The following is a 25,824-nucleotide window of genomic DNA, read 5'->3' as shown; positions in this document are numbered from 1 at the left end:
CGCGCGAGGACCTGCCGGAACCCTGGCCCGCAGCGGCAGCCTCGGCCTCGCGCTGCTTTTTGCGCCGCGGGGTCGGGCTCGAGGCCGCGATGCGGTCGGAGCTGTCCAGCCCGTCTCCCACATCGACGCCCATCTCGCGGTCAAGCTCCATCAGGGCGAGCTTGATCTCGGGCGACTCGATCTTGTCGAGGATGTCGCGCGTCACGGTGTCGGGACGGCAGGCGCACCCCTGCTCCTTGCTGCGCTTGACGCATTCGTCGGAGCACGTCATGTCGGCCAGGTTCACGCGGAACACCTTGCCGCTCTCGAGCCGCAAGACCAGCTGCTCCTTCGGCGTGTCGTACTCCTGGATGCGCGCGCGGCCGAGCGGGGTCTCGATAATCGCCTTTTTCTTGGGCGCGCGGCCCTTGAAGTCCTTGTAGGCCTCGAACTCGTAGCGCAAGCAGCACATCAGACGGCCGCACACGCCCGAGATCTTGGAGGAGTTCAGCGGCAGGTCCTGCTCTTTCGCCATGCGGATCGACACCGGCTCGAACTGGCCGCCGAAGCGCGTGCAGCACAGCTCCTGGCCGCAATGCGCATAGCCGCCCACCAGGCGCGTCTCGTCGCGCACGCCGATCTGGCGCATGTCGACCCGCATGCGAAACCGGCTCGACAGGTCCTTGACGAGCTGGCGGAAGTCGACGCGGTCCTCGGCGGCGAAGTAGAAGACGACCTTCTCGCCGCCGAAGAGGAACTCGACGCCCACGGGCTTCATGTCGAGCTGGTTCTTCTCCACAAGCTCGCGAAAGTCGGCCATGGCGGCCTCGCCGCGACGCGCGAGCTCGTCGGCGCGGTCGCAATCGGCGTCGCTCGCGATGCCGAGCACGGGCTTGAGCGGGGCGGACAGGTCCTTCTCGTACGCCGCCTTTTTGCGTCGGCCTCCATATGCCTCGCCTCGAACTCCTCGGGGCTGAGGTGCCCCAGCGCCGAGTGGATCCGCACCCGGTTGTAGAAGCACTTGAGGTAGTCGAAGATCTCGAGGGCTGCCTGCTCGCGCGTCTCGAACGTGCGGGCGTGTACGCACTCGGACTTGATGAGGCCCATCAGCGACTCCATCGCGGCGTTGTCCCACGGGGACGAGACCGACCCCATCGAGGGCCTGATGCCGGCTTCGCGCATCGTCTTGCCCAGCAGCAGCGACACGTACTGAGAGCCGTGGTCGCTGTGGTGGACGCACCCCCTCTTCGGGCGCCGCCTCGCTATCGCCATCTTGAGCGCGTCGTCGGCAAGGTCGGCCGTCATGTGCGGGGACATCGACCAACCGACTATCATCCTCGACCATATGTCCATGACCACGGCGAGGTAGAGCCATCCCCGGTGCGTGCGCACGTAGGTGATGTCCGCGAACCATGCGCGGTTCGGCCCGTCCGCCGAGAAGTCTCGCTTGACCAGGTCGGGAGCCACGTTCGCCTGCGGCGCGGCCGGTTTGGCCGCGCCCTTCGGCCTCCTGGCGCAGCCGCGCGTCGTTCCGACCATGCCGTTGTCGCGCATGAGGCGCGCGACGCGCTTGCGCGAGGTCCGCTCGCCGGCCCTCTTGAGCTCGGCGAAGACCTTCGGCGCCCCGTAGTTTCCCCGGCTCGCCCCGTATATCTCGGAGATCTTCGCCGCGAGCTCGGCATCGCGCAGGTCGTGCGCGCTGGGCGGCCTCTTCCTCCACGCGTAGTAGCCCTGGCGGGTGACCTTCAGCGCGGCGCACATCTCGGACACGCTCCAGGAGCCTTCGTTGAGAAGGATGAAAGCGAACTTGGCCCTCTCCGCCCGGGCGCCTACAGCTGCCTGCTGGCGAAGAAGGCGCTCGCTTTTAAAAGCACCTCGTTCTCGCGCCTGAGCCGCTCGACCTCCCTGCGCAGGCGCCGGTTCTCCTCGGCCACCTTGAAGGGGTTGTCCTCGGGCGGCGCCTGCGCGGCATCCGCCCTCTTGACCCAGTCCGACAGGCTCCCCGGGTCGACCCCGAGCTCACGGGCGGTTTCGGCGTAGGTGCCGCCTCGCTCCCTGTACAGCCTCACCGCCTGCTGCTTGAACTCCGCGGTGTACTTCGGTGACGGTTTCCCCATCCCCGCCTCCTTTCCCCGTTTACGGCATCATGCCGAAACGGAAGTCCGTGTGTCAACGGGAATGGGGCAGATTCAGATTCAGATTCAGATTCATACTACCGCAGGGACATGGGGTGAGCGCGGTGCTGACGGAGGAGGACTTCGCCCTGTTCGCGAGGTGGCGCGTCGGCGCCTTCGGCGACAAGCTGCGGGAGATCGTCGAGGACGAGGCGTGCGACGACCTCACCTTCGAGGACAAGGTCGGGATGTGCATCGACGCGGAGCTCGAGGCCCGGGAGAACCGCAAGATCCAGAAGGCGATGCGCGACGCCCGCTTCAAGATCAAGACCGCCTGCGTCGAGGACATATACTACCTGCCCGACCGCAGCGTGACCCGCGACCGCATCGCCCGCCTCGCCTCGTGCTCGTGGGTCGAGGCCAGGGAGAACCTCGTGATCATCTCGGAGAGCGGCGGCGGCAAGTCCTACATAGCCCAAGCGCTCGGCGTCGCGGCATGCAGGAGGCTCCACTCGGTCCGCTACGCCGGGCTCAACGATATGTTCAGGGAGCTGAACGTGGCGAGGGCGGAGGACTCCCTGTACGAGGCCCTCGGCCGCTTCTCCAAGCCCGACCTGCTGGTCCTCGACGACTTCTTCACCACTCCGGTCGAGAACCAGCTCAACGCCATAGACCTCTTCGAGATGCTCGAGGCCCGGGAGGGGGTGCGGCTCCACGCTCATCGCCACGCAGCTGGAGCCCGACCAGTGATACCTGAGGATCAACTCGGACCTGTGCGCGGACTCCATCCTCAACAGGATAGTGGAGCATGCGAGGTTCCTCGACATAAAGGGGCCGAACATGCGGGAGTACACGACGAGGCTGAAGCGAGGGGACGACGAGTCGTACTGGGAATGATTCCGGTACCCGATGGAGAGAAAGGCGGTACCGCCTCCAACGGAGAGGCGGTACCGCCCGCGCGGAACATGAGTACCAACTATCCGCAGTACTCATCCTCACTGTGCTGCTTGACGGTCTTGCCCTCGAAGTAGATGGCGCGAATGGTGCCCTGGCTGGACTCGCTCAGAAACGATATCACCCAGTCAAGTATGCTGCGCATGAGCGAATGCAGCTCGTCCTCGTGGGCGCGCTGCTGCTCGGAGGCGGGGCTGCGGTCGTCTGCGAACAGCTCCTCAGGGTTTATCGCCCCCTCTCCGTCGCTCCGCATGAGCTGGCTGAACAGTATCGGGCGTGTGGTAACGCCCTTGATTTTGACGATGCAGTCGTAGCTGCTGCAACATCCTCGCGATGAGGGCATGTTTCCTCCCCTGGGTCGGGGAGCGCGGAATTGCGCTCCTGCCCAGAGACGGAAAACGAGATAATTTGGACGTGCCCTAAGGGCGAGCGGCGGCCACGATGAAAGAAGGCCTTTTGACGATTGTCACCCCCGGTAGTTAACGACCGTTAACCAGCAGCGAATAATCCGCCCAAAGACCAAGAAACCCCGCAACTCGGTTTGAGTTGCGGGGAAATCAAAAGGTAACTTACCGAAAAGTCAGATTTATCCAAGTACGCTATTTACGATTCTTGACCACCTTGCTGCCCATACGCACGATGTCGATACACCCTTTCCTCAGTATGATGAGAACCGCCGCGAACAGAGCGAACTCCATAGCCAGCACAGCAGGCGTAAACGGAAGAAACGATAGGACGACCTGCGCCCCGATGAGTACAAAGCTGGCAACGATTTCCCCCTTGTGGAAATCTAGTTTCACGAACTTCCGCGTATCACGAGCCCTCACGATGGCGATGACCACATAGCTGATGGCAGTCGCCCCGGCGGCTCCCATGATTCCGAAGAGCGGGACGAGCGCCAAAGTAAGCGCGATATTGATGACAGCGCCGATCGCCGTTGTCGAGAACGCCTTCTTGCTCTTCTTCGTCACGACGTAGGTCGTGCCGAAGAAAGCCGCAATGCAGGAGAAGAGGTTTGCGAGAGAGAGCATCGCCACCGGCTGCCACGAGCCCTCGTATGCCGAGCTCATGAGGAAGGTATAAACGGGGTACGCCGATGCAGCGATAAGAGAAGAGGCAACGGCAAGCACAACGAAGATGCAGCGGAAGACCGTTGACTGGAACTTCGCGTTGTCCTCGGAGTCACGCTCCTCGATGGCCGAGATTTGCCACGCCTGCATGAAGATGTTGTACACGATGTTCACGATCGAGGGAATCTTCTGGGCAACGTTGTAGATGCCGTTCGCGCCAGCACCGATAAAGAACAGGATCACGTAGCGGTCCGAGGCGGACATGATCCACCACATAAGTGAGTTCGGAATCAAGGGGATACAGTACGTCAGCATCCCCTTCAGCGCACGTTTGTCCACGTACCTCGGAGAAAGCAGCCTCCAAAGCCGACAAGTGATCACGATGTGCACTGCGCCCACAAGCTGGGCTATAACCATCGAAGCGAGGTACCCGCCAACCCCAAGGTGGAATATGGCGAGGGCGAGCACGTTGGAGATCGCGGTTGCGAAGGTGATGACGACACCGTTCGCGGCGAAGGCCTTTGACTCGCCAATTCCCCTCAAAAGCTGCATGAAAACATAGTTGTAGCTCGTCAGGCAGAGCAGCAGCAGGAAGTAGACGATATTGCCCCCGATAACGCTGAACGCGTGAAAAAGTGGGGAAAGCAGCCAGCACACGGCCCATCCGACGAGCACGACCAGCATGGAGTTAGACGCAATAGCTTTGGTGTCCACCTCTTTGGACACGGTGAAGCGCAAGACCGCCTCGTTCATGCCCATCATGGCGAACGGCACAAGAAGGTTCACCGTCGTGGTCACGAGGTCGGCGGTGCCGTACTCCTCCGTGGTGAGGAAGTACGTATAGAACGGGACGATCAGAAAGGTGATGACCTTGCTGCCGAGGTTCCCTATGAAAAAAACCGCCGAATTCTTGACGAGTTTCTTGTACTTGCTGTCTGCTTCCATCTACCTGTCCAAAATCCGATGCTGGCTGTCAAAGGGGCTTTTATCCCTTCAACACCCTCTTGAGCTTTCGTTTCGCCCGCGACCAAAACGTGTCCTCGAAGCTCCACCTACGCATCATCGATTCTATGGTGGAGCCGTCGACAAGGGCCGCCATGAAGGCGCTGCGCTGCGGGTGCGGCTCAACCGACGCTTCGAGCGCGGGATTGCCAGCAAGCACCTCACCGTATGTCGCAACGCCATGGTCGGCCCCATCAAGCACGGCATGTACGGCGGCCGCGCCCTTCTCGGTGTTGCACAAGACGGCAGACACGCCCTTGGTGGAATCGATCTCGGAATGGAGATCAGCGAAGCCCCAGAAGTCGCCAAGCGTCACGTCGGAGCCGCAGGAACGCTTTGCCGCGCAGCCAAAGCACGACGGCCTGAGCGACACGTTGTCGAGGAACGCCCTCATGTACCAGTCGTCCCCGTAACGCCCGCCGCGCACGCGCGAAGCGTCTTTCTCCGTCCTTACGTAGTATAGGACGGAGAAAGACGACCATCCGGTCGTCTTACTCCGGAAATTGACTTCGTCAATTTCAGCGCCCTCTAACGAGGCGACATGCTTGACCCACCTCTCCCATAAGAGCGGCGAGGGGGCGCCGTGACAAATCACGTCGACGGAAAGGAACAAATCAGAGTCGGCAAGCCTGCCCAGGTAGTTCCTCATGCCCGCGACTTGGCACGCCGTTCCGACGAAAAGAACCTTGCGTCCGTCCCTAAGCGCCTTTCCAACCTGAGAGTACACATCGGAGCCGACCGAGCTCTGAACGTATTTCGAGCGCTGAAGCACCAGCAGGGCTTCGTAGTCTTCCGCGATTGTGTGCTCGACCCTCTTGCAGCCGTCGACAAACGCGGCGCCCACGACGAGCCCGCCGGAGTCGACGACGGCGCGCCCGAGCATGCCGAACAGACCGCCAGAAGACGAGGCGTCGAGTATTTCGTCCGAGCGCGATTTCGCCCAGACCGTCTCGACGGGCATCACGGCATCCTTGGGATGGAGCGCAGGGCAGACGAAATCGCAGCGCCCACACCTAACGCATCTCGCCCCGTTAAGGCGCGGCCTGAGGAAGCCCTCGGCGTCCGGCTCCATGGCAAGGCAGCCCGTGCGGCACGAAGCGGCGCACGCCCCGCAGCCGCAGCACTTTTCGGCCAGGTCGATTATCTTGGGCACGCTCCCCATCAGTTCCCGCCCTTCTTCGCGTGCGCGACAAAGCCGTTGAAGACGCGGGAGAGGAACGCCGGCGCATTGGGATAAAGCGCCAGCCTCACCTTGTCGACGCCGCTCAGCCTAGCACGGTCGACTTTACCATCCGCGAGGGCATCGAGCAGGGCCCTGCGGTCGTCCTCCGTCATATCGCCCGAGTCTATGCCAAGCCCCAAGATCCTCAGAGCCTCGTGAGCGCGGAAGGCCTCGAGGTGCGCGATCGCATCGGGAGAATTCCCCGGTCTGGAGATCATCTGGCCAATCGCGTCGAGCGAGCTCAGCATCTTGTGGGTATACCCGCTCGTAGTGGCGCTGCCCGGCCGCTCAAGGATGTTCCAAAGGGGAATCGGCTCGTAATAAAGTCCCGCGCAGCACTTGAGGTAGTCGAAGACGAAAAGGCCGTCCTCGGTGTGCGAGATACGCTCGTCAAACCTTATATGGTTCTTTTCGATGATGTCCATGGAGAACAGCTTGTAACACGAGCTGCCGATGTGCACGGAATTGAACACCCCAAACTCGCAAATCGCCTCATCTGGGGTAAACGTCCTTGCCGCAAGGTTCGTACCCTGCGCTTTCCTGCCCTCGCGGCCCCCATCCATAGTGACGAAATAGGCGTCTGCGGCTACGAGCATGTTGGGGTGTTTCCGCCGCATACGGACAAGCTGATCGCAAGTGTCGAGCTCAAGCCAATCGTCGGAATCGAGGAACACGGCGTAGTCGCCCGTCGCCATGCTGAGGGCGTGGTTCCGGGCCTTCGACACGCCGGAATTGGCCTGGCGGGCGCATTTAACCCTATTGTCGGACGCGTAGCGCTCGATGACGCCCCACGTCCCGTCGCTCGAGCCGTCGTCGACCATAACGAGCTCGACGTTTTCATACGTCTGCCCCAATGCCGACTCGATGCCGCGCTCAACGTACGCCTCGACGTTGAAGGCAGGGATGATTATTGAAACCTTATTCTGCATGAATAGCCGTTACCTCTAGTCGTGATAACCATACTTGTAATTCAATCGCTCATGCGGCTTCTTCGCATTCATGAACCGCAGCCAACGCAGGATGTCGGCCGTAGCGTCGCCAAACCCGGGCACGCCATTCGCCATCTGAGGTAGCCATATGGATCCCCCCCCCGGATGTTTGCCTCGATGACGAGGGGCTCACCGTCTTCGTCAACGGTGAAGTCCCAGCTAACTATACCCACCTGGGGCATAGTCGCATGCATCCGCCTAGCGGCACCGATGACCTTCTCGGCACCGAATATCCGGTAGCCGTCGAACACGACGCCGGTGTCCGGGTGCTTGGTGAAGCGCTCGTTGAACTCGGTGAGGGCGGAGGGCGCAAGTAAACCTTGGTCGCTCACGCCGATGAACACGCCGCCAGCGTGCGCGTTGTCGACCGCGCTCTTCCCGCATCCGATTCTCATGAGCATGGGGAGCACCCTGAGCTCGTCGCGCCATCGATATGTCATGACCCTCAAAGTATTAACGCTCTCTGGGTGAAGCGCAGAGATGGAGCGATGGCAGGTTATCGGCTCCTGAATGGAGAAATCGGCCCCAAGTTCATCAAGGAGCGTCTTGATTTCCAGGCCTGTGCCCCTGTCGACCCCGTCGTCGAAATCATAGGCACCGCAGCCCTGCCCAGAGCAGGTGCCGACCGTCGGCTTCGCGAAACATTTTCTGACGCTTCCCGCAAAATCAAGAGCCTCCCGCTCGGTAAGCTCTTTCATGTTTGCATCGCGATAAATCCCTGCCGTTCTCGTGAGCAAGCTTCTTGTGGTCCTCACATCGGCCTTATCGGCAAAGAGGTAGAGGAGGTTCTTATCCTCGAAAACCGTCGCGTACTCGGAAGGCTGGTTCATGTAGCGCTCGAACTCAGGGATGAACAGCAGCTCCGGGAAGAACCGCACATCGAAGTTGCCGGAGATCCCCAGGTTGTGGCGATGCCAAGTATAGGGGATCTTCTTGCCGTAGTTCTCGACATAGAAGTCGTCGATGGCGCGCTTCTGGCCATCGGTCAAATCGGCCTGCTCGAGAATCGCAGTTCTTTTCGGGTCTCGGAACTTCGCCATCTCTACCTTATGCGCATGGCCGACGAGCAGATCATCGGTGACGTCGTAGATTGCGTTCTTTACTGTTGTCTTAAGGGACATGGTGAATCCTCGGCAGTTCATCGGCTCGTTTAACGCACGAGGGCTTTGTTCAGGTAATCCAGGGACAGACGCCTGTACGCATCCAAGGCTGCGTCAACGCCGCTGAAATCGCAGCTAAAAGCAGCGTCTGCGCCTTCCAAGCACCAGCGCCCCTCAAGCCCGAAAGTCCCGAGTAGCGTGTTGATGCGGCTGTTCATGTTCGAGCCGTTGGCATGCTTCCTCCCGAACACAGCGAACGGTCGGCGGAAGAGGATGGAGAAGACCGAGGCGTGGAAGCTGTCGGTGAGAACGCACGCCGCGCCGTCGAGCAAGGAAAGAAACTCCGAGGGATCGCCTCCGAAGTAACGACACTGCGGGTCCATGTAGTCGATGATTTCATAGCCCCTGCTGGCAAGTTGGCGCGCGAGCTCAATCTGCTCGTCCGACCGCTCCCCCAGGTTGAACTGGAATACGTACTTTCCGCTCGGCCGCACGTCCGCCTCCACCTCGCGCCACTCCTCGGCATCAAGTAGCATGGTGGGGTCGAGCGTCACGGCGGGCTTGCTCCCGACCATATCGGCGACGATGCTCGCACCAGCCTCCTCGCGTACGCTTATGGCCCTATATTTGCCGAGCTCATCCTTGAACAGGGTCTTCCACACATAGGGGACTGAATCCAGGCCGAAACTCGCCGAGTAGGCCACTCGCTTGTCGGCATCCGCGAATCGGAGTAGGTAGTCGTTGGAGTAGCAGCAATCCAGGTCGTCACCCCACCAGAGGGGGTTCCAAACCTGGTCACTTCCTACAACGAAGGAATCGAACTCCTCGTTAAGGGACCCCGAAAGACCCCGCTCGGATTTGATGAACCTGGTGGGAATATTACGGCTCGTGAACTCAGAGAACGCGGCGTCCCTGTTGAGCTCCTTGCGAGTCTTGAGCCTGATCTTCCCGCCCTCCTTCTCGAAGTGCTTTCGGTAGAACCCCTTGATAGCGGAGGTCTTCTGAACTGTGACCAGGGTCACAACATCGTGCCCCATACCGCGCAGCACAGTGCTCAACGCATAGTTCTGCAGTCTATTGCCATAATTGAAGTCACCGTACAAGGTAACGATTCCGAGTTTCATGTCCCATACCGCCTTTAGATAGTCTTCTCGGCCAACAATTAATCGCCGTGAGCCAGGCCGAGGTCAATCAAAGAGCCCAGCTTTGAGTCACTCTCATCGTCAATCGGATCCAACCCCGCCCCGTTGAAAAGCGTCAGCTCCCCGAATATCAGCCTTTCTCCGAGCACGTACCAGTCACAGCGAACTTGCGGTATCCCCCGCGTAAGCTCGGCGCTCAGCTCAAGCATCTCCTTCAGATTCTCCGGACGCTCAACCTCGACGGGAGAAACGGGGATTCCAGCCCAGTCTATGCGAACGGGATTCCACTCGGCGTCGTAGTAGTTGCAGGTATGCTCGCCGAACCTGCCCCTATGCACCTCGATGAGGGTCGGCTTGCCCCCGAAGCAGGTAACCTTGTAATCGACCAGACCGGACTCATGCCCTTCGTCCTCGAGGTATTCCTCGGCCATCACCACGGGGATGACGTCCTTATACGGCCACTCCCGGGTCCACCAGAAATAGTTACGCTTCAAATGCTTTGCGAGGAGCTTCTTCGCCGCATCGAAGTCGAAAGTCGCCTTATCGCGGCAAATCGCGACTCCACCGCTGTCGTGGTTTGTTTTGAGGACAAACTGGTTAGGAAGCCCATCTATCGAGACGTCCTCGACATCTCTCCAGTATCCATAAGTCTCAGTGACGTACTTCTCGCCGATTTTGTCGGCAACCCACTTCTTTACCGCCAACTTGTCTACAAGTGTGTTGTAAAGCGGGTTACGATCGTGCAGTTTCAGCCAGTTGAGCTTTTCGTTGAACCCCTGCGGGTTATTCAGGTCGAGCCTCTTACCGATTAGCGCTCTGTACATGATGCGCAAGTGTTGCTCATCCGGAACAAAGCGCGTCAACCCTGCGCGCGAGACCAGGGAATACACCCTGAGCGGGTGCTTGATGTATTGAGTTGCTTTCGAAATCAGGCTCATCTGTTCCCCCCCCCATGCAATGTTCTCGGCGTTCGATCCCGTTTCAGCGCGCCCCATCTAATGCTCGCCATAATCGCCACGGCGAGGAAATAGGTAATCAGGTTTGGGATAGTCGTAAACAAAGCCCCGCTCGTGAAAGCGTATGTCAAGAAAAAAATCTGAACGCACAAAGACAGGCGAAGGTACGCCTTGAAATGCCCGTCATCGGTCAAGGCAATCGTGTGGAACGTGAGCAGCAGGCTCGCTGCACATCCCAGCAAAACAACGGCTGTCCCCACATAGCCTGTTTCGTAAAGGAGGTTAAGCAGCTCATTATGGGCCATATAGGTAATCGTCACGCCGTCTGGCCAGCGATAGCAGTAGCTCGTCCACCCATGCCCGAACACGGGCGACTGAGCAAGACCGTTGAGGGCGTAATCCCACAAATAAGTCCTGTTATTGACATTGTCCTCAAAGCTTGTGTTGCTCGAGAAAGTGGTGGTCAACCTTTCGATTGTCGCCTCGATACCAGGGATGAGCGGCGCAAGCACGGCAACCGCCAGAACCACCAATGCACCGACGCCGATGGCCTTTAGATACCGATGCTGATTGTTTGAAATCAGGTAGACAAAACCGACCGCGAATATGCCGCAAAGCAGATGCGCCCTCTTGGTCGTAAGCACCAAGGCAGCAAAGAAGACCAGAGCAAGAAAAACGTAGAACCGCTTGCTTCTCGTCTTTTGAGAATCGTAAAACGCCAAAGCCGAAGTGAGGATGAAGCCTATTGTGCAGAATGTCCCGTTATGGCTATAGTGCGATGCCAAACCTGACCGATAGTCCTGAGCCATTGGAACGTTGGAATAGAAAGTCGGCTTGATAAAGCCTGAATATAGCTGAGGAAAAACGTAGCAGGCTATAGTCGCGATGGCAAAAACGAGCAGGACCGCGATGAATGCGGTGATTGTAGGCTCAATCCATTTCGTATTTTCAACCGAAAAGACGGCAAGGGCCACGGTACAGACCAGCGCGACAGTGGCGGCAAGGTCGTAGCCGCCGCCAGCGACATAACCGACAGCCGCCATAACAGCCACGAGGAGCCAAGGCAGAATCGGAACGATTGCGCGCAAGTCAAATTCGAGAAGCCGCCCACTTCGAACCGCCAAGATTGCAACCAGAACAATTGCCGAAGCAAACAGCAGGATGCTCACACGGTATGTGATAAGCGAAGAGCAGAAAGCGAAAAGACAAACCAATAAAGCGATGACCGAGAAGGCAGTTGCGCCTTCACATCTTCTTTTTGCGCCGCTAAGCACTGCGAACCACCCCCGCAAAACGCGAGAGAGGTCTATGCAGGGAAATGCTGAAAGAGCCACCGTCATCATGAGCGTCGCTCCCCAGCGGGGCAAATCGCAAGCCCAGCGCACATTGCAAGATAGGCAGCGCTCGGATTAAAGAACGAGCTCTCAGACGTGCTTGAGATGAGGAGATAGGCAAAAATGCAAATGACTGGGAGGCGAGACCCCCCCCTGCCTTATAGCACATGACGAACAGAGCAATTAAAAGAGCGGCAAAGGCAACCAACCCGAAATAACCGAACTGCGCCAAGACCGTAGGCCAAAAAGTGTCACTCAAAAACGATGCTGCCCCAGGGGCAAGACCCCAAACAGTAGAAAGTCCGTACGCGTAATAAAGCGGCGAGTAATTATCGATCTGAGCGGTGACGGCGGACCCATACGTCGCGAAGCCAGTCCCGAGCGGGAAATAATCGTTTGCGACGGCAATCGCCTGGCGAGCCAGCTCGCCTCTTGCGTATCCTGCGGATTGGTAATAGTTGATGTACTGATCCATGCCGATAAGTGCTACGGCTGCCAGCCCCAGCGCAATATGCACCACCGAAAGCCTGTTGCTCTTGCCAAAGGTCAAGAGCAACAGGAGACAGACTGCCGCAAATGCAAAGCCCTTTGACCGCAGCGACAGCAAAACAACAAGCATGCCCATGACAATAAAAGGCATATTGCGCTCCCTATCCTTCATGAGGAACGCCGTAAGCCCGGCGGCGCAAAATACAAGGTATGTCGGATGATCGAACACAAAAGTAAAAGAAGCCCTGATGCCAAACCGAGCCTCCGATCCCATACCGAAATCGAAAAACAGATTCCCGATTCCAAGCACCGTCATCACGACGAGAAGAATCTTCGCCTCGATTTCGAAAAGCGCAGAAAGGCGTTCAGAACAAGCAAAGGCATAGATTGAGGCAATTAGCGCAATTGGGAATTTGCAGCAAGTAAGAAAATCCGTCAGAATCGCCGCGGTTGATGCATGGACCCCGCAGAACGCATTGCCGAGGAAAGCTGCGGAAACTACCACAAACAACCATACCAGAGCAAGTCTGGACGAAGTTGACATGCCGTCGGCAAGAGCGTTTTTGCTTGCATGAAATCGAAAAAAGGCGGCGCATACCACGGCAATAGTCGCAATCTCATCACAATAAGAAAAGCCCATCGCGCCCTGGATCGCCTCTCCGAAAAGCGCCAAATTCAGAAACAATAGCAGAGCGAGATCCCCCACGCTGGTCTCAAGAAACAGCGATGAGCGGCGTGACGCCCTAGGCGCCCCCAACGAAACATCGACCATACCTACAGCGCCTCATGCGTCTCATACACGTGCGCATCGGCCTTGCTGGCGGCACTCAGGCCATCGTTCACCTGGGCGCACATGTCGCAGGTCGAGCACGCGTCCAACTGTTCCTTGGTCACGCGACCCTCCTCGTAGTCGCGCACCACTTTTAGCTCGTGCATATCGTAGGCCTTCATGCCCAATAAGCTCTTCGCCTTGTGCTTTATCACCCAGGCGGCGGGCCTCCAGATATACTTGTGCATGGCCGGGGAGACGCTGCCTATCATCCAGCAGTTGCGGTCGCAGTGCCGAACCTTGGCGCGGACGGCCTCGGCCTCGGGGCTGTTCCACAGCTCATCCCAGGACTGGCGGTTGAGATTGCCCATGACCTCCTTGTCCTTGGTCCCGTTACAAGGCATCACGTCGCCGTAGGGGTCGATGAAGAACGTGTCGAAGGCCATGTCGCAAGGCAGAAGACGCGGCTGTCCGTAGATATAGTTGATGAGCCCGTGGTTGAAGTAGGCGCGGAACCACTTCTTCGGGCTGTTGGACTTCAACAGATCGTTCACTAGCTCTTCGAAGTTCTTGGCCACCATGGGGCGATCGCGGATGACGTTCTTGGCCTCCACGAAGTAAAAGCTGTTGTGCAGGCTCGCCGTGGCGAACTCCATGCCGAGCTCGTCTGAGAGCTTGTAGAGCGGCACGAGGTCCTTGGCGTTTTTGTCCTGCACCGTCATGCCGAAGCCCACGTCCGGGTGCTTCATCTCAACGAGCTTCTTGAGCGTCTGGTACCCGCGCTGGAAGCCGTTGGGGAGCCCCCGGATCTCGTTGTTGGTGTCCTCCAGACCCTCGATGGAGACGCGGATGCCGACCTCCGGAAACTCCTCGCAGAGATCGATGATGCGGTCGGTGAAGAAGCCGTTCGTGGAGATGACGATGCGGTCGCTCTTCTTGTAGAGCTCGCGCACGATGTCCCTGAGGTCCGTGCGGATGAAGGGCTCCCCTCCCGTGATGTTGGTGAAGTACATGCGCGGGAGCTTCCTGATCGTGTCGAGCGAGAGCTCCTCCTCGGGCCTGCTCGGCGCCTTGTAGCGGTTGCACATGTTGCACCGCGCGTTGCACCGGTACGTGACGATGACGGTGCCGTTAAGCTTCTTGTCTGCCATGTTGGAATCATTCCTTTCGTGCGCCAGACGGTTCAAGAACCGCCAGCAGTCGTGCAAGATGGGAGTCAGGCGAGTATTCAGAAATCAAAAGCTTCTTACCAGCTTCACCCATCTCGCTAGAAAGACGTTGATTGACGCAAAGCGTTGCTATTGAGTCGCCAAGTCTTTCAACATCCCCTAATGGCACGATGAAGCCGGTCCGCTCGTTAACAACAAGTTCTGGCATGCATCCGATATCGAAAGCAACAACGGGTTTGCCGTGCGCGTACGCTTCGAGCACCGCGTTGGGAAGGTTCTCGAACCACGTCGATGGGCAACAGACGCAAGACGCGTTAGTAATAAGAGATTCTTTCTCTGTGCCGTTGACGAATCCCACAAATTCGATTCTGTCCGCAACCCCCGCTTCCTTAACTTTCTGCTTCAAGTCCGCAGAGTAGGAATCGTCAGTCTTCCCGGTAATCTTGAAATGAAGATTGGGGTTCGAGACGGCAGCATCAACAAGGAAATTGACGCCCTTTTCTGGGCTGATGCGCCCGAGATACAATGCATATCCCTTATCAGCCAAACGGCTCTCGTAATCAGGCTTTTCATAAATGGTGAAAGTCGGAACAACAAAGACTTTCGAAGCATCTATCCCCGATTTCACGAGTAAGTCAGCTGTAAATCTCGTAGGGCATACAAAAGCATCGACATAGTCAAAAAGTCGCGCCGATCGATGAAAGCGCATTGACGCCACGCGTACCTCTGTCGTAGCTCGGGAGCCATGACAACATCTTCGAGCACGAGCCTTGGAGTAGTCCCCGTGGAGGCATGATGTGCACACCTCCCCGTCGCAGAGGAAGTCAGATCGCGGACACATCATGTTGAAATCCGAGAGTCGATGAATTACTCGGACCCCCTCATCATGGCATGCCTTGAAAACACTTGGCGATAGCGCGTTTATCTGCTGAAGGACATAAACGACATCGGGACGTTCGTCTCGAACCAGCTGCCTAAGATTCCGGTAAGCTTCTCGGTTGAAAAAAGCGCACGAGAGCAATCTGGCAATGTTGCGCGGCGTCTTCCGTACATTGTCGAAATAAGCGTCGCCTGACTCGCTCTTGCCGTGCGGAAAGTACCTCGAAAAAGGAGTTTCCTCGTTGAGGGGACTCCTAACGGAAAACGGAATGACGGTGTGGCCCGCATCCTCTAAGAGTTTTTTCACGTTGAACATATAAATCTCCGGACCACCGGAGACGTAGTATCGATAGTTTGCAAGGATAATTTTCATTAGACTAACTCCCTGTATATATCGAGAGTCTTTTGAACTACAGAATCCCAGCCATACTCGATTTCGACGCGGGTCCGAGCGGCGCCACCCAGAGCGTCAACGCGACTAGAATCAGAAATTAGAGCAGAAAGTGCCTTCCGAAGCGCTCGAAGGTTTCCGCATGGGAATGTAACGCCAGTTTTATTGACAACGTCGGCGCACTCGGGGATGTCGCTCGTGACGCAGCAGCGGCCGTACGCCATGGCCTCCAAGAGGCTCATCGGCATGCCCTCCACGTCGGAGGGCAGCACGTAGGCGTACGCGTTGCTGTAGAGCTCCGCGAGCGCCTCGCCCTCCACAAAGCCGGTCATGATGACGCGCGGATCTTGCGAGGCTAGAATCTTGACTTGCTCTAGGTACTCAGAGGTGTCTGATGAGCCACCGGCTATTACCAAACGCTTATTGGTTTCTAGGCTGCGCCATGCCTCCAGCAGGAGCTCCGGGCGCTTCTCGGGCACGATGCGCCCGAGGAAGAGCACGTACGAGCCCGCGGTGAGCCCCCAGTACTCCGTGATGACGCGCGCGGGGCGCAGCTCCTTGGCTTCGATGCCGTTGGGGACAAGGCACGTCTCCCGCCCGTAGGTCTCGCGGAAGTACTCCCGCGCGGGACGCGAGAGCACGATAACCTCGTCCGCCCGGCGCGCCGCGTTCTTCTCACCCAGTTTGATATAAGTGCTGGCGAGCTTCCCCCACTTGGCGCGCTGCCAGTCGAGGCCGTGGATGGTCGCCACAGTGCGGACGCCCGCGCGGCGCGCAAGCGGCAGGGGCACGCACGGCCCCTCTGCGTGGTAGTGGATTACATCCGGGTGGTCTTTGATTGCGGCAAGCGTGGCAAAGAAGCTGGAGCTAAGGGCCGCCATGCCCTTGGCATCAATCGTGCGCACAGGCACCACGCGGACGCCGTCGAGCTCGTAAGGCTCGGTCGCAGTGGGCTCGCCGTTGACATCAGTGCCGGAGCGGTCATAGCAGGTGACCTTGTGGCCGAGCGCCGCCATGCGGCGGGCGAGCTCGGTCACCACCACCTCCACGCCGCCCTCGCGGGAGCCCGTGCGCTTCTGGCCGATCATCGCGATGCGCATTACCGCCCCTGAGGATAGTAAGACGCATACCATTTAGCAAACGCACGTAGGCCGTCCTCCAGGGATGTCGACGGCTTGTAACCAAAGTCGCGCTCGAGCGCAGATGTGTCCGCATAGGTGACGGGCACGTCACCCGGCTGCATGGGGACGAGCTCGCGGTGCGCCGCGAAGTCGTAATCGGCGGGGAGCACGCCCTCCTCGACCAGCACCCGCTGCAGGACGTTAACGAACTCCAGGAGCTGCACGGGCTTGGAGTTGCCGACGTTGTAGACGCGGTGCGCCGCCATGGGCAGGCCGTCCGCGCCCGGCCTCACCTCGGGCGGGGCAGCCATCACGCGGACCACACCCTCCACGATGTCGTCCACATAGGTGAAGTCGCGCTGGCAGTCGCCCATGTTGTAGATCTTGATGGTGCCGTCCGCGCGCAGGGTGTCGGCGAACTTGAAGTAGGCCATGTCCGGCCTGCCCATGGGGCCGTAGACCGTGAAGAACCTGAGGCCCGTCGCCGGGATGGAGTAGAGCTTGCTGTAGGCGGCCGCCATGAGCTCGTTGGCCTTCTTGGTGGCGGCGTAGAGAGACACCGGCGAGTCGACTCGGTCGGACTCGGAGAACGGTACCTTCTTGTTGCCGCCGTAAACCGAGCTCGAGCTCGCGTACACCAAATGCTTCACGGGATGGTGGCGGCACGCCTCGAGCACGTTGAAGAAGCCGACGAGGTTGGAGTCCACATAGGCCTTGGGATTCTCGATGGAGTAGCGCACGCCCGCCTGCGCGGCGAGGTTCACCACGACGTCGAAGCCGTTCTCGGCGAAGAGCCGCTCAATCAGCGCCGCATCCGCGAGGTCGCCCCGCACGAAGGTGAAGCGGCCCTCAGCGTCCGCCTCGCGCAGCATCCGGAGCCTGTCCTCCTTGATGCCGGGGTCGTAGTAGCTGTTCACGTTGTCGAGCCCGGTGACCTCCCCGCCGCCGTCCTCTATGAGCCGCCTGCACAGGAACGAGCCGATGAAGCCGGCGGCGCCGGTGACGAGGACCTTCCGAGAGTCTGCCATGGCTAGTCCCTCCCGAACAGGTCGCGCGTGTACACCTTGCCCTCGACGTCAGCGAGATCGTCCGACCAGCGGTTGGCGACGATGACGTCGGCGCGGGACTTGAAGGAGGCGAGGTCGGCGGTCACCTCGGACCCGAAGAACTCATCACCTCTGTAGGTGGGCTCGTAGACCAGCACGGGCACGCCCTTGGCCTTGACGCGCTTCATGATCCCCTGGATGGAGCTAGCGCGGAAGTTGTCCGAGCCGCTCTTCATGGTCAGTCGGTACACGCCCACCAGGGGCTTGGGGACGCTCTCGTAGACCAGCCCGTTCACCCGCTTGAGCACCTCGTCGGCGATGAAGTCCTTGCGGGTGGAGTTGGAGTCCACGATGGCCTGGATGAGGTTCTGGGGGACGTCCCGGTAGTTGGCGAGCAGCTGGCGGGTGTCCTTGGGCAGGCAGTAGCCGCCGTAGCCGAAGCTCGGGTTGTCGTAGAAGTCACCGATGCGCGGGTCGAGGGAGACGCCGCGGATGACGTCCTTGGTCGAGAGCCCCTTGGTGGCGCAGTAGGTATCGAGCTCGTTGAAGTAGGAGACGCGCAGCGCCAGGTAGGTGTTGGCGAAGAGCTTCACCGCCTCGGCCTCGGTGCAGCCGAGCACGAGCCTCGGGATCCCGGCCGTGCCGTCGGCGTTCCGCCGCGAGCGCTCCTCGGGCGCCGCCCCCTCCTCGAGGAGCGCGGCGAAGCGCTCGGCCGCCGCGACGGCATCGGCGTCGTCCCTCGGCGCGCCCACCACGATGCGGCTCGGGTGCAGGTTGTCGTAGAGGGCGTGCCCCTCGCGCAGGAACTCCGGGGAGAAGATGATCTTGTTATCTCCCCGCTCCTCGCGGATCCTCTCCGTGTAGCCCACCGGGATGGTCGACTTCACGACGATCCAAGCGTCGGGGTTGACCTCCCTCGCCGCGTCCATCGCTGCCTCGACGGCCGAGGTGTCAAAGGAGTTGGTGTCCGTGTCGTAGTTCGTGGGACACGCCACCACCACGTACTCCGCCTCGCCGTAGGCCTCGGCGGCGTCCGCGGTCGCCTCGAAGGAGAGGCCCATCTCATCCCGATGCTCAAGGAACCTCTCGATCTCCGCGTCCCGGATGGGCGAGACGCCCCTCTGCAGCATCTCGACCTTCTCGGGCACTATGTCCAGCGCCCTAATGTCGTTATGCTGGCTCAGCAACAAAGCGACAGAGAGGCCCACGTAGCCTGTTCCGGCGACGGCAATTCTCATCAGGATTCCTTCCTACTCCCCTTGGAATGTGAGCACGCAGCCCACGGTCTGGACGATCAGCTTGACGTCGGTCCAGAGGCTGCACTTTTTGATATACAGAAGGTCGAGGTCGACCCACTCGTCGAAGGTGATGGAGTCACGGTTCCTGCGCGTCTGCCAGTAGCAGGTGATGCCCGCCTTCACCAATAGGCGCTGACGCTGGTACGGTGTGTACTCCGCGACCTCGCTGGGCAGCGCAGGGCGCGGGCCGACCACGGAGAGGTCGCCCTTGAGGACGTTGGCGAACTGAGGCAGCTCATCGAGCGAGACGCGGCGCAGCAGGCGGCCGACGCGCGTGATGCGGGGATCGTCGCGCATCTTGAACACCGGACCGGTCTTCTCGTTGAGTGCCCTGAGCTCGGCGAGGCGCTCCTCCGCGTCCGCGCACATGCTGCGGAACTTGTACATGGTGAACTCACGCCCGTCCTTGGTCACCCTCCTCTGCCTGAAGAGGACCGGGCCCTTCGGGTCGTCGAGCTTGATGGCGATCGCGACGATGGCGAACAGCCAGCAGAAGCAGACCAGGACGAACAGGCTGAAGGCGATGTCAAAGGTGCGCTTGACGAAGCAGTAGGCGTAGTTCCTGGAGAGCCTCTCGGCCGCGGCGACGACCTCGGGGTCGCAACCCTCGGCCGCGGCGACGACCTCGGGGTCGCAACCCTCGGCCGCCGCGACGCACGCTCCCCCGTCGCTGTGGCATCGCCATGCCGCGCCCGGGCCGCCGGACGAGAGCCGGGCTCCGCGACCGTTCCCGGCTGCAACGGTCGAGGCCTTCTTCATGACGTCGTCCGCCATCTATGCCACCGCCCTGAGGCCCTGGAGGGAGGTCCCTCCGCAGGCGCAGAAAGGCCGCTCCCAGGTGCCCGTCGGGGCCCCAAAAACGGCAAAAGACAAGAATTGGATGCTGGTATAATGGGTTTGCGCAACCAGGAAAGGTTCCGGGAGACGCTCGCATTTATGCAGGTCAAGTGAGGAATTTACTGGATGCGATAAGGATTTGGTCGGCTCCCCGTCGCCCGGTGTCCCTATTATCACCGGAGCCATGGAGTGCCGGCGGATGAACCGCCCCGCGCGGGTGACGCGGGGATCATCGGCCATCTTGAACATGGGGCCGGAGACCTCGTTTTTCTCCAAGAGGTCCGCCTTCGTCGCGTCGGCATCCTTCACCATGCTGCGGAACTTCCACATGATGAACTCGCAGGGCTTGCCGTCCGGCCCGATCCTGCCCACGCGCTTTTGGCCGTACAGCGGGCACCCCGGGGTCTCGAGACGGATCGCCAGGCACAGCAGTGCAGACGGTACGAGCGCGACGAGGATTACCGCCAAGCTGAACACGATGTCGAAGGCGCGCTTGACGACGCGGTACCCCACACGGGTCCGGTCCCAATCCTCCGCGCGCCGCAGCGGGGCATAGCGGCGACCGCGCCGGCTCTCGCGCTCAGCGCGCTCACGTGTCCCCGAAACGGGCACGTGCAGATCCGCATAGACCGTCGACCCCGACCCTGAACTCGCGGACGAACCCCCGTCGAATACCCCCTCGGCGGAGACCGCGTCACACGAAGATCCGCCGCGCGTTTCCACGACGCAGCCGCTCATATTCTCTTCAGCCATCTTCACCACACCAGGCACCTCCCGGCACCCGGCCCCGACTCGCGGTGATTACCGCTTACTCACAATCTCCAGCCCGACCTTGACGATCTTCGTCCGGCCGAACATATGCATCTCCAAACAATGCTCTTTTGCACAGTGTGGATAGATTTGACTCCATATATGCCGCCTAGCTGCGGCCTCCTCCATAGAAGTCCCGGTACCTCAGCGTACCGGGGCACTCCATGGCGCGACCGAGCACCATCGCGGCCTTCTCCATGGCGCCTGACGGCGGGTTGGCGATGACGCTGAACAGGTCGAGCCATCCCTTCAGGTCGGCGCGGTCGAAGCCCTTGTGGGCGTCCAGGAACGACTTCAGCAGGAAGTGCAGCCGGTTCACGTCCGCCAGCGGGTTCTCCCGGTCGGGCAGGCTCTTCAGCCGCCTCGAGTCGTACTCGACGCTGGCGAGCCCGAGCTCGCGGACCAGGGCGCGGTGGGACTTCTCCTTGTCGTGCAGGAGCGTCGAGCCCCGCGCGACGTGGCCCGAGTAGGCCGCGAGCGCCCTCCGCGCGCTCGGCTTGCCCCGTCCGCACGGCTCGAAGGCGGACCGGCCCCGGCCGTCGGTCGCGACCGCGATGCACAGCTTGTTGCGCGACAGGCCCCGCTTGAGGGAGCCGTCGGCGTTGCGCTCGGCCTCCGCCGCGGGGACCGGGTAGTACGTCTCGTCAATCTGGACGCGCCCGGAGAGGACGGTGCCGTCCTGGATCCCGTCGAGCACGAGGAAGAGCTTGGCGAGCCACCAGGGCGGGGTGGTCGGCGACCTGCGGTTCGAGCGGGCTATCTCGCGGACGCTGTCGAAGGAGAGCAGCTGGATGACGAACTCGCACCAATCCGAGACCGGCACCTTGCGCCCCTCGAAGATGGTCCCCGTGGCGGGCGTGAACGTCCTGCCGCAGGACCGGCAGGCCCAGCGCCTGACGCCGCGCGAGTCGAAACCGTCGCGCACGATGTCGGGCGACGCGCACCGCGGGCAGGATGCCCGCTCGTACCCGTTGAGGAACTCCGCGTCCCCGGCGGTCGGGGCGTGCCTGGCGGCGTAGGCCTCGCGGTGGGCCCGGGCGACGAGCGCCTGGGCGGGCGTGACGTCCGATTCGGGGACGCCGTCCCACGGCGTCGCGGACGCCGAGGGCATCTTCTTCCTTGCGCGCATGGTGGTGGTCCGATCCCGTCCCGCGGGATGCCGCGCGATCCGGACCACCACGTCGCGAGAGCGCGGCACCCCGCGGGACGCTCTCGCGGGCGTGCTATGTCATCTCGGATTATACGACCGAGGCAGTCGGGACGGCGAATCTATCCACACTGTGCAAAAGATCATTTTCTCCAAAAAGGCCAGTCGCTTGTGGCGATCGATCTTCTTGATCTTGGCCTCTTGTCCTTTGAGCGGGCCTTTCCAGATTTTGACCTCGTCGCCCTCGATGACGCCGCAGGACAGCTCGACCGTGTGCGAATCGACATTGGTCAGCGCCTGAAGCCACGCGACTTCCTCCGGCAGCAGTGGCACGTAGGCCTCGTCGCGCCCTCCGATAACCTTCGCGTAGAAGGGCAGCTCGCGCAGATGCTGCGCGACCCTGTTGATGTCGCCCGTCGTCACGAACACGTACCCGGGAAACAGCAGACGCGTCTCGCGCTTCCATGCGCCATCGCGACGGCGCATGGACTCGTACAGGGGCACGAAGCATTCCCTCACGAGATCGCCGAGCAGCTTTTCCAGCAAGTTCCGCGCGACCTTTTCGTGTCCGCCCGGAACTTGCAGCACGTACATCTCCACGGCAGCCCGACCCTCACTGCTGGAAGAAGGAGGCATCTATTGCGTTGTATGCGATGGTTTGTCGTCCGTCTTCGGCGGATCCATGCCGAACCGTCACGCTTTTCCAACCGGCATCATGGACGGCTGAAAGCGCGACGGCGAGACGAGACACAGCGGGCTAGACGCACGCTCGGTACGCCTCGCCCGTGTATACATGTCCCCACTCGACCCCTTTGCAGAGCAAAAAGGCAGCGCACGGCATATTCATCCTCCGAAGGCATAACCAACGCGCACTCAGCGACGATTGCCCGTCCAACGGATATATTCATCTGCTACCGCATGCAGCGCATCCGGCGGCAGAGCTCATACGACGCGGCGCGAACGCCCCGCGCGCCATAAGCGAATCTACTATATCACCTTGCCGCCGCGCACTTGTTGCGCAACGTCATCGCTTACAGATTCATGCCCTCCTGTGCACAAACAACACGCTGGTAGACCACACAGATTATCTATTGATAACCCTCTGCGAACCATGTTTTATCCATGCACGACGCATACAAACGAAAGCGCTATGGGCGAAGACTAGGCGCAAGGTAGGCCGACGGCGCGCCCGCTAGCTGTGCTCGCAGGAGCGCGAGGCGCCGCGTCACGACGCCTCGCATTCCCCGTTAGGATCCGACAAGATGCACCCAAGACGCACCCGGAACATGGCAAGCAAACACGGGATGCGTCACACGATCCCGTCCGTATCCTCTCAGTCCACCGCTTCATGCAGAAGGGCGTAATGTCCATCTGTAATTACATCGTTACAGATTGAGAGGAAGGTGATATCCTTGAAACCCAAAGCATCCATTGAGCTGTTCCTTAGGCTCGCCAAGCAGTTCACAAAAGAGAAAGGCTTGTACCTCATACCCCGTCCGGCAAGCATCGACTTCATGGAAATGTACGGACTCTCGCCCCAAGACGTTGAGATCATCTTGCTCGCACTGTCCGTATCCGACTGCTTCGACGGCCCGGAGCCGGATAACAATCCTGCCCACGCACGGTATTGGACCGTGGCGGAGTTCAACCCAATGTGGCACGGCACCCGCATCTACTTCAAGATATCCATCAACATAAAGACAAGAAGCTGCAAGTGCCTATCTATCAAGCCATACCGAGACACATGGGAGGTCCACGATGGAACAAAAGACCTTTAGCACCTTCTGCCCATACTGCGACGAGGAGGTAGAGGCCGTCCTCGATATCAGGACCGAGCGTCATTGCGTGCGCGGCGAGGAGATCATACTCGACAACGTCCCCGTCGCCGTATGCCCCCTCTGCGGCGAAGACATCGGGAACACGCGCATCGACGGGCCAACAATCGACCGCGCGTTCGACATCTACCGTACGCGTCACAACATGCTGTTCACCAAGGACATCAAGGAGGTCCGCGCGCGTTACGGCATGTCGCTGCGCGAATTCAGCCGCTTTCTCGGCTTTGGCGAACAGACCTATGCAAGCTACGAAAACGGCAGCCTGCCCGACGAGCTGCACGACCGCATGATCCGCATCGCCTCAACCCCGGAAGGCGCGAGGCTGATCATTCCTTTGGCCGAGGGCTCCATCAGCGAGAAATCGATGCGCCTCGCACGGGCGCTTGCGTATCCCGAGGGAGATGCAGAATCCTCGCACCAAGAGATTCAGTGAGAACTGCAAGAGGGTTCGGCGCCGCCTACGGGATCGCTGCAGGCCTGATGAGCTGCGCAACGCGAAAGCACTTATCGGCGTTTCCCTAACCTACGGCATCCCTCAGATGGTCAAAAAGTGCCTTCCCATTGCGCATCCCCATTCTGTACAAAAGCTTGCAATGGGAAGGCGCTTTTTGACCAGACCTCTGTTGGACCACCGTGGGTGCGGAGGCCCCGGAGAACCGACACGGGGAGGGCAGCCCTCCCGGACCGACGCTTTTTGCGCTCATCGCGGCATGCAGGGGTGTCGTCCAAACCGAAAGTACGTATACAGAACCACATAAAGGGGACACCGTACATCGGCGGGATTATCCATGTATAAAGCCCCAACAAACCAGCAGGTGGTGAGAATCTCCGTGCATAATAATCCGCCCGAAGTAAAACCCACCTGAGATATAGGCTGAGTTTGTCACTGTTTTTCGGTGCCCTTTCCCCACATGCGGCATACCCCTCGACATTTTCCCAGTTGTTTCCTGCGAAAACGCTGGGGGCTACGGCGCGTATGGGGAATCGGCACCCAAAAACAATGACAAACTCGTATACACGGTTTTTGGGTGGGGCGCATATCCACGGTGGCCCAACAGGGGCTTGCAAAAGTGCACGCAGAAGGTACGTCCCCGATTTGCACTTGCGCGGGCCGGCCCCTACACCGTTAAGAACATCATCGCGATGATGAGGACGAAGCCCACGATATCGGTGGGGGCGAACGCCGTGCCCAGCAGGATCGCGCTCGTCACGGTGGCCGAGACGGGCTCCACGGTACCGATGAGGCCGGCGCGCATGCTGCCCACGTTCTTCACGCCCTGCATGTAGAGCAGGTACGCCAAAAACGAGCCGATGAGCACGAACACGGCGAGCATCTCGAGACCGCCGGCGTCGAGCGCGGGCGGGTTGCTCCACGGCTGCACGAAAATGCTGGTCAGGATACCCGACATGAACATGGCCGACCCCGTCACAATCGTCGAGCCGTACACCGGCAGGATCTTGACCGGCAAGATGGTGATGAGCGCCGCGCCCAGCGCGGTGAGCAGACCCATGGCAAGGCCCAGCGGCGGAATAGACAGGCGCGTGAGATCACCGCCTGTGGAAATCAGCACGGTACCCGCGAATGCCAGCATGAGGCCCACGATCTCGCGCTTGCGGGGACGGCGACGGCCCTTGACGCAGGTGTAGCCCATGATGACCACGAGCTGCAGGCACTGCAGCACCGTCGCGGTGCCGGCGTTGGTGAGGCGCACCGCGCTCAGATAGAAAAACTGGTTGGCGAGCAGGCCGAAGATCGTGAAGATGATCTGCTGGCGACGATGCTCGGGCGTGGTCCACAGCTGAACGAAGCGCTTGCGGTCGAACAGCAGGATGATGATCATGAACAAAGCGCCCGCAAGCAGCTGGCGAACGCTCATGAGCCACATGGTGTCGACATGGTACACGTCGAACAGGGCGCTCGCCGCCGTGCCGGAAAAGCCCCAAAACGAGCCGCCCAGAAAGGCCGCGAGGGCACCGATCAGCAGCTTGCGCGACGCCTCGTTGTTCAAGCGCTCGCGCCACGCGCGACGAGCGGCACGCGAGCCGGCGTCGACGCCCGAAGGCACCGCTTCCTGCTTGATCGCACCCGTCTTGACGCCCATAGATCCCCCTCGACACGTTGTGTTCAGCATGATTCCAGCCCGACTACCATAACGTAAGATTCCGCAGGT

Annotated in this window: 25 protein-coding genes; 3 read left to right on the top strand and 22 right to left on the bottom strand. The window is 60.2% G+C overall.

Annotation, left to right across the window (positions count from 1 at the left end; all coding sequences use genetic code 11):
- From BN3789_RS06170 to BN3789_RS13215, 3 genes are all read right to left on the bottom strand, one after another.
- On the bottom strand, positions 1–868 hold an 868-nt coding region (locus tag BN3789_RS06170), incomplete at its 3' end, for a PSP1 domain-containing protein (protein WP_411431524.1).
- Positions 754–1,776 (bottom strand): IS3 family transposase, encoded by a 1,023-nt coding sequence (locus BN3789_RS06165; RefSeq protein ID WP_411431525.1) that lies wholly within the window; start codon positions 1,774–1,776, stop codon positions 754–756. The genes BN3789_RS06170 and BN3789_RS06165, both read right to left, overlap by 115 nt.
- 32 nt (positions 1,777–1,808) lie before the next feature.
- On the bottom strand, positions 1,809–2,096 hold the full coding sequence (locus tag BN3789_RS13215; RefSeq protein WP_066831778.1) for a transposase: 288 nt from the start codon (positions 2,094–2,096) through the stop codon (positions 1,809–1,811).
- Between the two features lie 113 nt (positions 2,097–2,209).
- On the opposite strand from BN3789_RS13215, the gene BN3789_RS06155 reads away from it, so the two are divergent.
- A complete protein-coding gene (locus tag BN3789_RS06155) occupies positions 2,210–3,124 on the top strand; it encodes an ATP-binding protein (protein ID WP_066831776.1) in 915 nt (304 codons plus the stop codon).
- On the opposite strand, the gene BN3789_RS06150 is transcribed toward BN3789_RS06155, so the two are convergent.
- The 18 genes from BN3789_RS06150 to loaP all read right to left on the bottom strand — a co-directional run bounded on the left by BN3789_RS06150 (position 3,070) and on the right by loaP (position 22,412).
- Positions 3,070–3,390, bottom strand: a complete 321-nt coding sequence (locus BN3789_RS06150; RefSeq protein ID WP_066831774.1) for a hypothetical protein — start codon at positions 3,388–3,390, stop codon at positions 3,070–3,072. The genes BN3789_RS06155 and BN3789_RS06150 overlap by 55 nt on opposite strands.
- Before the next feature lie 256 nt (positions 3,391–3,646).
- Entirely contained in the window at positions 3,647–5,062 is a 1,416-nt protein-coding gene (locus BN3789_RS06145; protein ID WP_066831772.1) for a lipopolysaccharide biosynthesis protein, read from the bottom strand.
- A gap of 40 nt (positions 5,063–5,102) precedes the next feature.
- Positions 5,103–6,080 (bottom strand): Coenzyme F420 hydrogenase/dehydrogenase, beta subunit C-terminal domain, encoded by a 978-nt coding sequence (locus BN3789_RS06140; protein ID WP_161938977.1) that lies wholly within the window; start codon positions 6,078–6,080, stop codon positions 5,103–5,105.
- Positions 6,081–6,280: 200 nt separating this feature from the next.
- Positions 6,281–7,270, bottom strand: coding sequence for a glycosyltransferase family 2 protein (locus BN3789_RS06135; RefSeq protein WP_066831769.1), 990 nt, complete (start codon positions 7,268–7,270; stop codon positions 6,281–6,283).
- Between the two features lie 68 nt (positions 7,271–7,338).
- Positions 7,339–8,451, bottom strand: a complete 1,113-nt coding sequence (locus BN3789_RS06130; protein WP_066831767.1) for a sugar-transfer associated ATP-grasp domain-containing protein — start codon at positions 8,449–8,451, stop codon at positions 7,339–7,341.
- A gap of 29 nt (positions 8,452–8,480) precedes the next feature.
- A complete protein-coding gene (locus tag BN3789_RS06125) occupies positions 8,481–9,554 on the bottom strand; it encodes a polysaccharide pyruvyl transferase family protein (RefSeq protein WP_066831765.1) in 1,074 nt (357 codons plus the stop codon).
- A gap of 38 nt (positions 9,555–9,592) precedes the next feature.
- Complete coding sequence (locus BN3789_RS06120) at positions 9,593–10,510, bottom strand: ATP-grasp fold amidoligase family protein (protein ID WP_066831763.1); 918 nt, start codon at positions 10,508–10,510, stop codon at positions 9,593–9,595.
- The gene (locus BN3789_RS06115; RefSeq protein WP_079989133.1) at positions 10,507–11,871 is read right to left on the bottom strand and encodes an O-antigen ligase family protein; all 1,365 of its coding nucleotides are present in this window, start codon (positions 11,869–11,871) and stop codon (positions 10,507–10,509) included. The genes BN3789_RS06120 and BN3789_RS06115 overlap by 4 nt, the downstream gene beginning before the upstream one ends.
- A complete protein-coding gene (locus BN3789_RS06110) occupies positions 11,795–13,123 on the bottom strand; it encodes a hypothetical protein (protein ID WP_066831761.1) in 1,329 nt (442 codons plus the stop codon). Before BN3789_RS06110 ends, BN3789_RS06115 begins: the two co-directional genes overlap by 77 nt.
- A 2-nt stretch (positions 13,124–13,125) precedes the next feature.
- The gene (locus BN3789_RS06105) at positions 13,126–14,271 is read right to left on the bottom strand and encodes a radical SAM protein (protein WP_066831757.1); all 1,146 of its coding nucleotides are present in this window, start codon (positions 14,269–14,271) and stop codon (positions 13,126–13,128) included.
- Positions 14,272–14,278: 7 nt separating this feature from the next.
- The gene (locus BN3789_RS12355; RefSeq protein ID WP_079989132.1) at positions 14,279–15,541 is read right to left on the bottom strand and encodes a glycosyltransferase family 4 protein; all 1,263 of its coding nucleotides are present in this window, start codon (positions 15,539–15,541) and stop codon (positions 14,279–14,281) included.
- Complete coding sequence (locus BN3789_RS06095) at positions 15,541–16,659, bottom strand: glycosyltransferase family 4 protein (RefSeq protein ID WP_066831750.1); 1,119 nt, start codon at positions 16,657–16,659, stop codon at positions 15,541–15,543. Before BN3789_RS06095 ends, BN3789_RS12355 begins: the two co-directional genes overlap by 1 nt.
- The gene (locus BN3789_RS06090) at positions 16,659–17,708 is read right to left on the bottom strand and encodes an NAD-dependent epimerase/dehydratase family protein (protein ID WP_066831747.1); all 1,050 of its coding nucleotides are present in this window, start codon (positions 17,706–17,708) and stop codon (positions 16,659–16,661) included. Before BN3789_RS06090 ends, BN3789_RS06095 begins: the two co-directional genes overlap by 1 nt.
- A gap of 2 nt (positions 17,709–17,710) precedes the next feature.
- On the bottom strand, positions 17,711–18,964 hold the full coding sequence (locus tag BN3789_RS06085) for a nucleotide sugar dehydrogenase (RefSeq protein ID WP_066831746.1): 1,254 nt from the start codon (positions 18,962–18,964) through the stop codon (positions 17,711–17,713).
- Between the two features lie 12 nt (positions 18,965–18,976).
- Positions 18,977–19,798 carry a sugar transferase gene (locus BN3789_RS06080; RefSeq protein ID WP_079989131.1) on the bottom strand — a complete coding sequence of 274 codons (822 nt, stop codon included), beginning with the start codon at positions 19,796–19,798 and terminating at the stop codon, positions 18,977–18,979.
- A complete protein-coding gene (locus BN3789_RS06075) occupies positions 19,799–20,614 on the bottom strand; it encodes a sugar transferase (protein WP_229254232.1) in 816 nt (271 codons plus the stop codon). It lies immediately after the preceding gene.
- A 166-nt stretch (positions 20,615–20,780) separates the two neighbouring features.
- Positions 20,781–21,782: an IS1/IS1595 family N-terminal zinc-binding domain-containing protein gene (locus BN3789_RS06070; protein WP_066828416.1), complete on the bottom strand. Its 1,002-nt coding sequence runs from the start codon at positions 21,780–21,782 to the stop codon at positions 20,781–20,783.
- 117 nt (positions 21,783–21,899) lie between these two features.
- Positions 21,900–22,412, bottom strand: coding sequence for an antiterminator LoaP (loaP, locus tag BN3789_RS06065; protein WP_229254234.1), 513 nt, complete (start codon positions 22,410–22,412; stop codon positions 21,900–21,902).
- An 818-nt stretch (positions 22,413–23,230) separates the two neighbouring features.
- Here loaP and BN3789_RS06060 point away from each other — a divergent pair.
- Positions 23,231–23,596, top strand: a complete 366-nt coding sequence (locus BN3789_RS06060) for a hypothetical protein (protein WP_066831743.1) — start codon at positions 23,231–23,233, stop codon at positions 23,594–23,596.
- Complete coding sequence (locus BN3789_RS06055) at positions 23,577–24,086, top strand: type II TA system antitoxin MqsA family protein (protein ID WP_066831741.1); 510 nt, start codon at positions 23,577–23,579, stop codon at positions 24,084–24,086. Before BN3789_RS06060 ends, BN3789_RS06055 begins: the two co-directional genes overlap by 20 nt.
- 685 nt (positions 24,087–24,771) lie before the next feature.
- Here BN3789_RS06055 and BN3789_RS06050 read toward each other — a convergent pair.
- Positions 24,772–25,755: a DMT family transporter gene (locus BN3789_RS06050; RefSeq protein WP_066831739.1), complete on the bottom strand. Its 984-nt coding sequence runs from the start codon at positions 25,753–25,755 to the stop codon at positions 24,772–24,774.
- Positions 25,756–25,824: the final 69 nt, after the last annotated feature.

It is taken from the genome of Collinsella ihumii (assembly GCF_900046475.1).
Taxonomy (GTDB): Bacteria; Actinomycetota; Coriobacteriia; order Coriobacteriales; family Coriobacteriaceae; genus Collinsella; species Collinsella ihumii.
The sequence above is the reverse complement of the archived record's forward strand: the minus strand, read 5'-3'. Positions and strand labels throughout refer to the sequence as shown.

Bases quoted from the DNA above. Each gene is read 5' to 3' on its own strand.
- BN3789_RS13215 (WP_066831778.1), bottom strand. From the start codon at position 2,096: ATGGGGAAACCGTCACCGAAGTACACCGCGGAGTTCAAGCAGCAGGCG.
- BN3789_RS06150 (WP_066831774.1), bottom strand. From the start codon at position 3,390: ATGCCCTCATCGCGAGGATGTTGCAGCAGCTACGACTGCATCGTCAAA.
- BN3789_RS06145 (WP_066831772.1), bottom strand. From the start codon at position 5,062: ATGGAAGCAGACAGCAAGTACAAGAAACTCGTCAAGAATTCGGCGGTT.
- BN3789_RS06140 (WP_161938977.1), bottom strand. From the start codon at position 6,080: ATGCCCGTCGAGACGGTCTGGGCGAAATCGCGCTCGGACGAAATACTC.
- BN3789_RS06135 (WP_066831769.1), bottom strand. From the start codon at position 7,270: ATGCAGAATAAGGTTTCAATAATCATCCCTGCCTTCAACGTCGAGGCG.
- BN3789_RS06130 (WP_066831767.1), bottom strand. From the start codon at position 8,451: ATGTCCCTTAAGACAACAGTAAAGAACGCAATCTACGACGTCACCGAT.
- BN3789_RS06125 (WP_066831765.1), bottom strand. From the start codon at position 9,554: ATGAAACTCGGAATCGTTACCTTGTACGGTGACTTCAATTATGGCAAT.
- BN3789_RS06120 (WP_066831763.1), bottom strand. From the start codon at position 10,510: ATGAGCCTGATTTCGAAAGCAACTCAATACATCAAGCACCCGCTCAGG.
- BN3789_RS06115 (WP_079989133.1), bottom strand. From the start codon at position 11,871: ATGATGACGGTGGCTCTTTCAGCATTTCCCTGCATAGACCTCTCTCGC.
- BN3789_RS06110 (WP_066831761.1), bottom strand. From the start codon at position 13,123: ATGGTCGATGTTTCGTTGGGGGCGCCTAGGGCGTCACGCCGCTCATCG.
- BN3789_RS06105 (WP_066831757.1), bottom strand. From the start codon at position 14,271: ATGGCAGACAAGAAGCTTAACGGCACCGTCATCGTCACGTACCGGTGC.
- BN3789_RS12355 (WP_079989132.1), bottom strand. From the start codon at position 15,541: ATGAAAATTATCCTTGCAAACTATCGATACTACGTCTCCGGTGGTCCG.
- BN3789_RS06095 (WP_066831750.1), bottom strand. From the start codon at position 16,659: ATGCGCATCGCGATGATCGGCCAGAAGCGCACGGGCTCCCGCGAGGGC.
- BN3789_RS06090 (WP_066831747.1), bottom strand. From the start codon at position 17,708: ATGGCAGACTCTCGGAAGGTCCTCGTCACCGGCGCCGCCGGCTTCATC.
- BN3789_RS06085 (WP_066831746.1), bottom strand. From the start codon at position 18,964: ATGAGAATTGCCGTCGCCGGAACAGGCTACGTGGGCCTCTCTGTCGCT.
- BN3789_RS06080 (WP_079989131.1), bottom strand. From the start codon at position 19,798: ATGGCGGACGACGTCATGAAGAAGGCCTCGACCGTTGCAGCCGGGAAC.
- BN3789_RS06075 (WP_229254232.1), bottom strand. From the start codon at position 20,614: ATGGCTGAAGAGAATATGAGCGGCTGCGTCGTGGAAACGCGCGGCGGA.
- BN3789_RS06070 (WP_066828416.1), bottom strand. From the start codon at position 21,782: ATGCCCTCGGCGTCCGCGACGCCGTGGGACGGCGTCCCCGAATCGGAC.
- loaP (WP_229254234.1), bottom strand. From the start codon at position 22,412: ATGTACGTGCTGCAAGTTCCGGGCGGACACGAAAAGGTCGCGCGGAAC.
- BN3789_RS06055 (WP_066831741.1), top strand. From the start codon at position 23,577: ATGGAACAAAAGACCTTTAGCACCTTCTGCCCATACTGCGACGAGGAG.
- BN3789_RS06050 (WP_066831739.1), bottom strand. From the start codon at position 25,755: ATGGGCGTCAAGACGGGTGCGATCAAGCAGGAAGCGGTGCCTTCGGGC.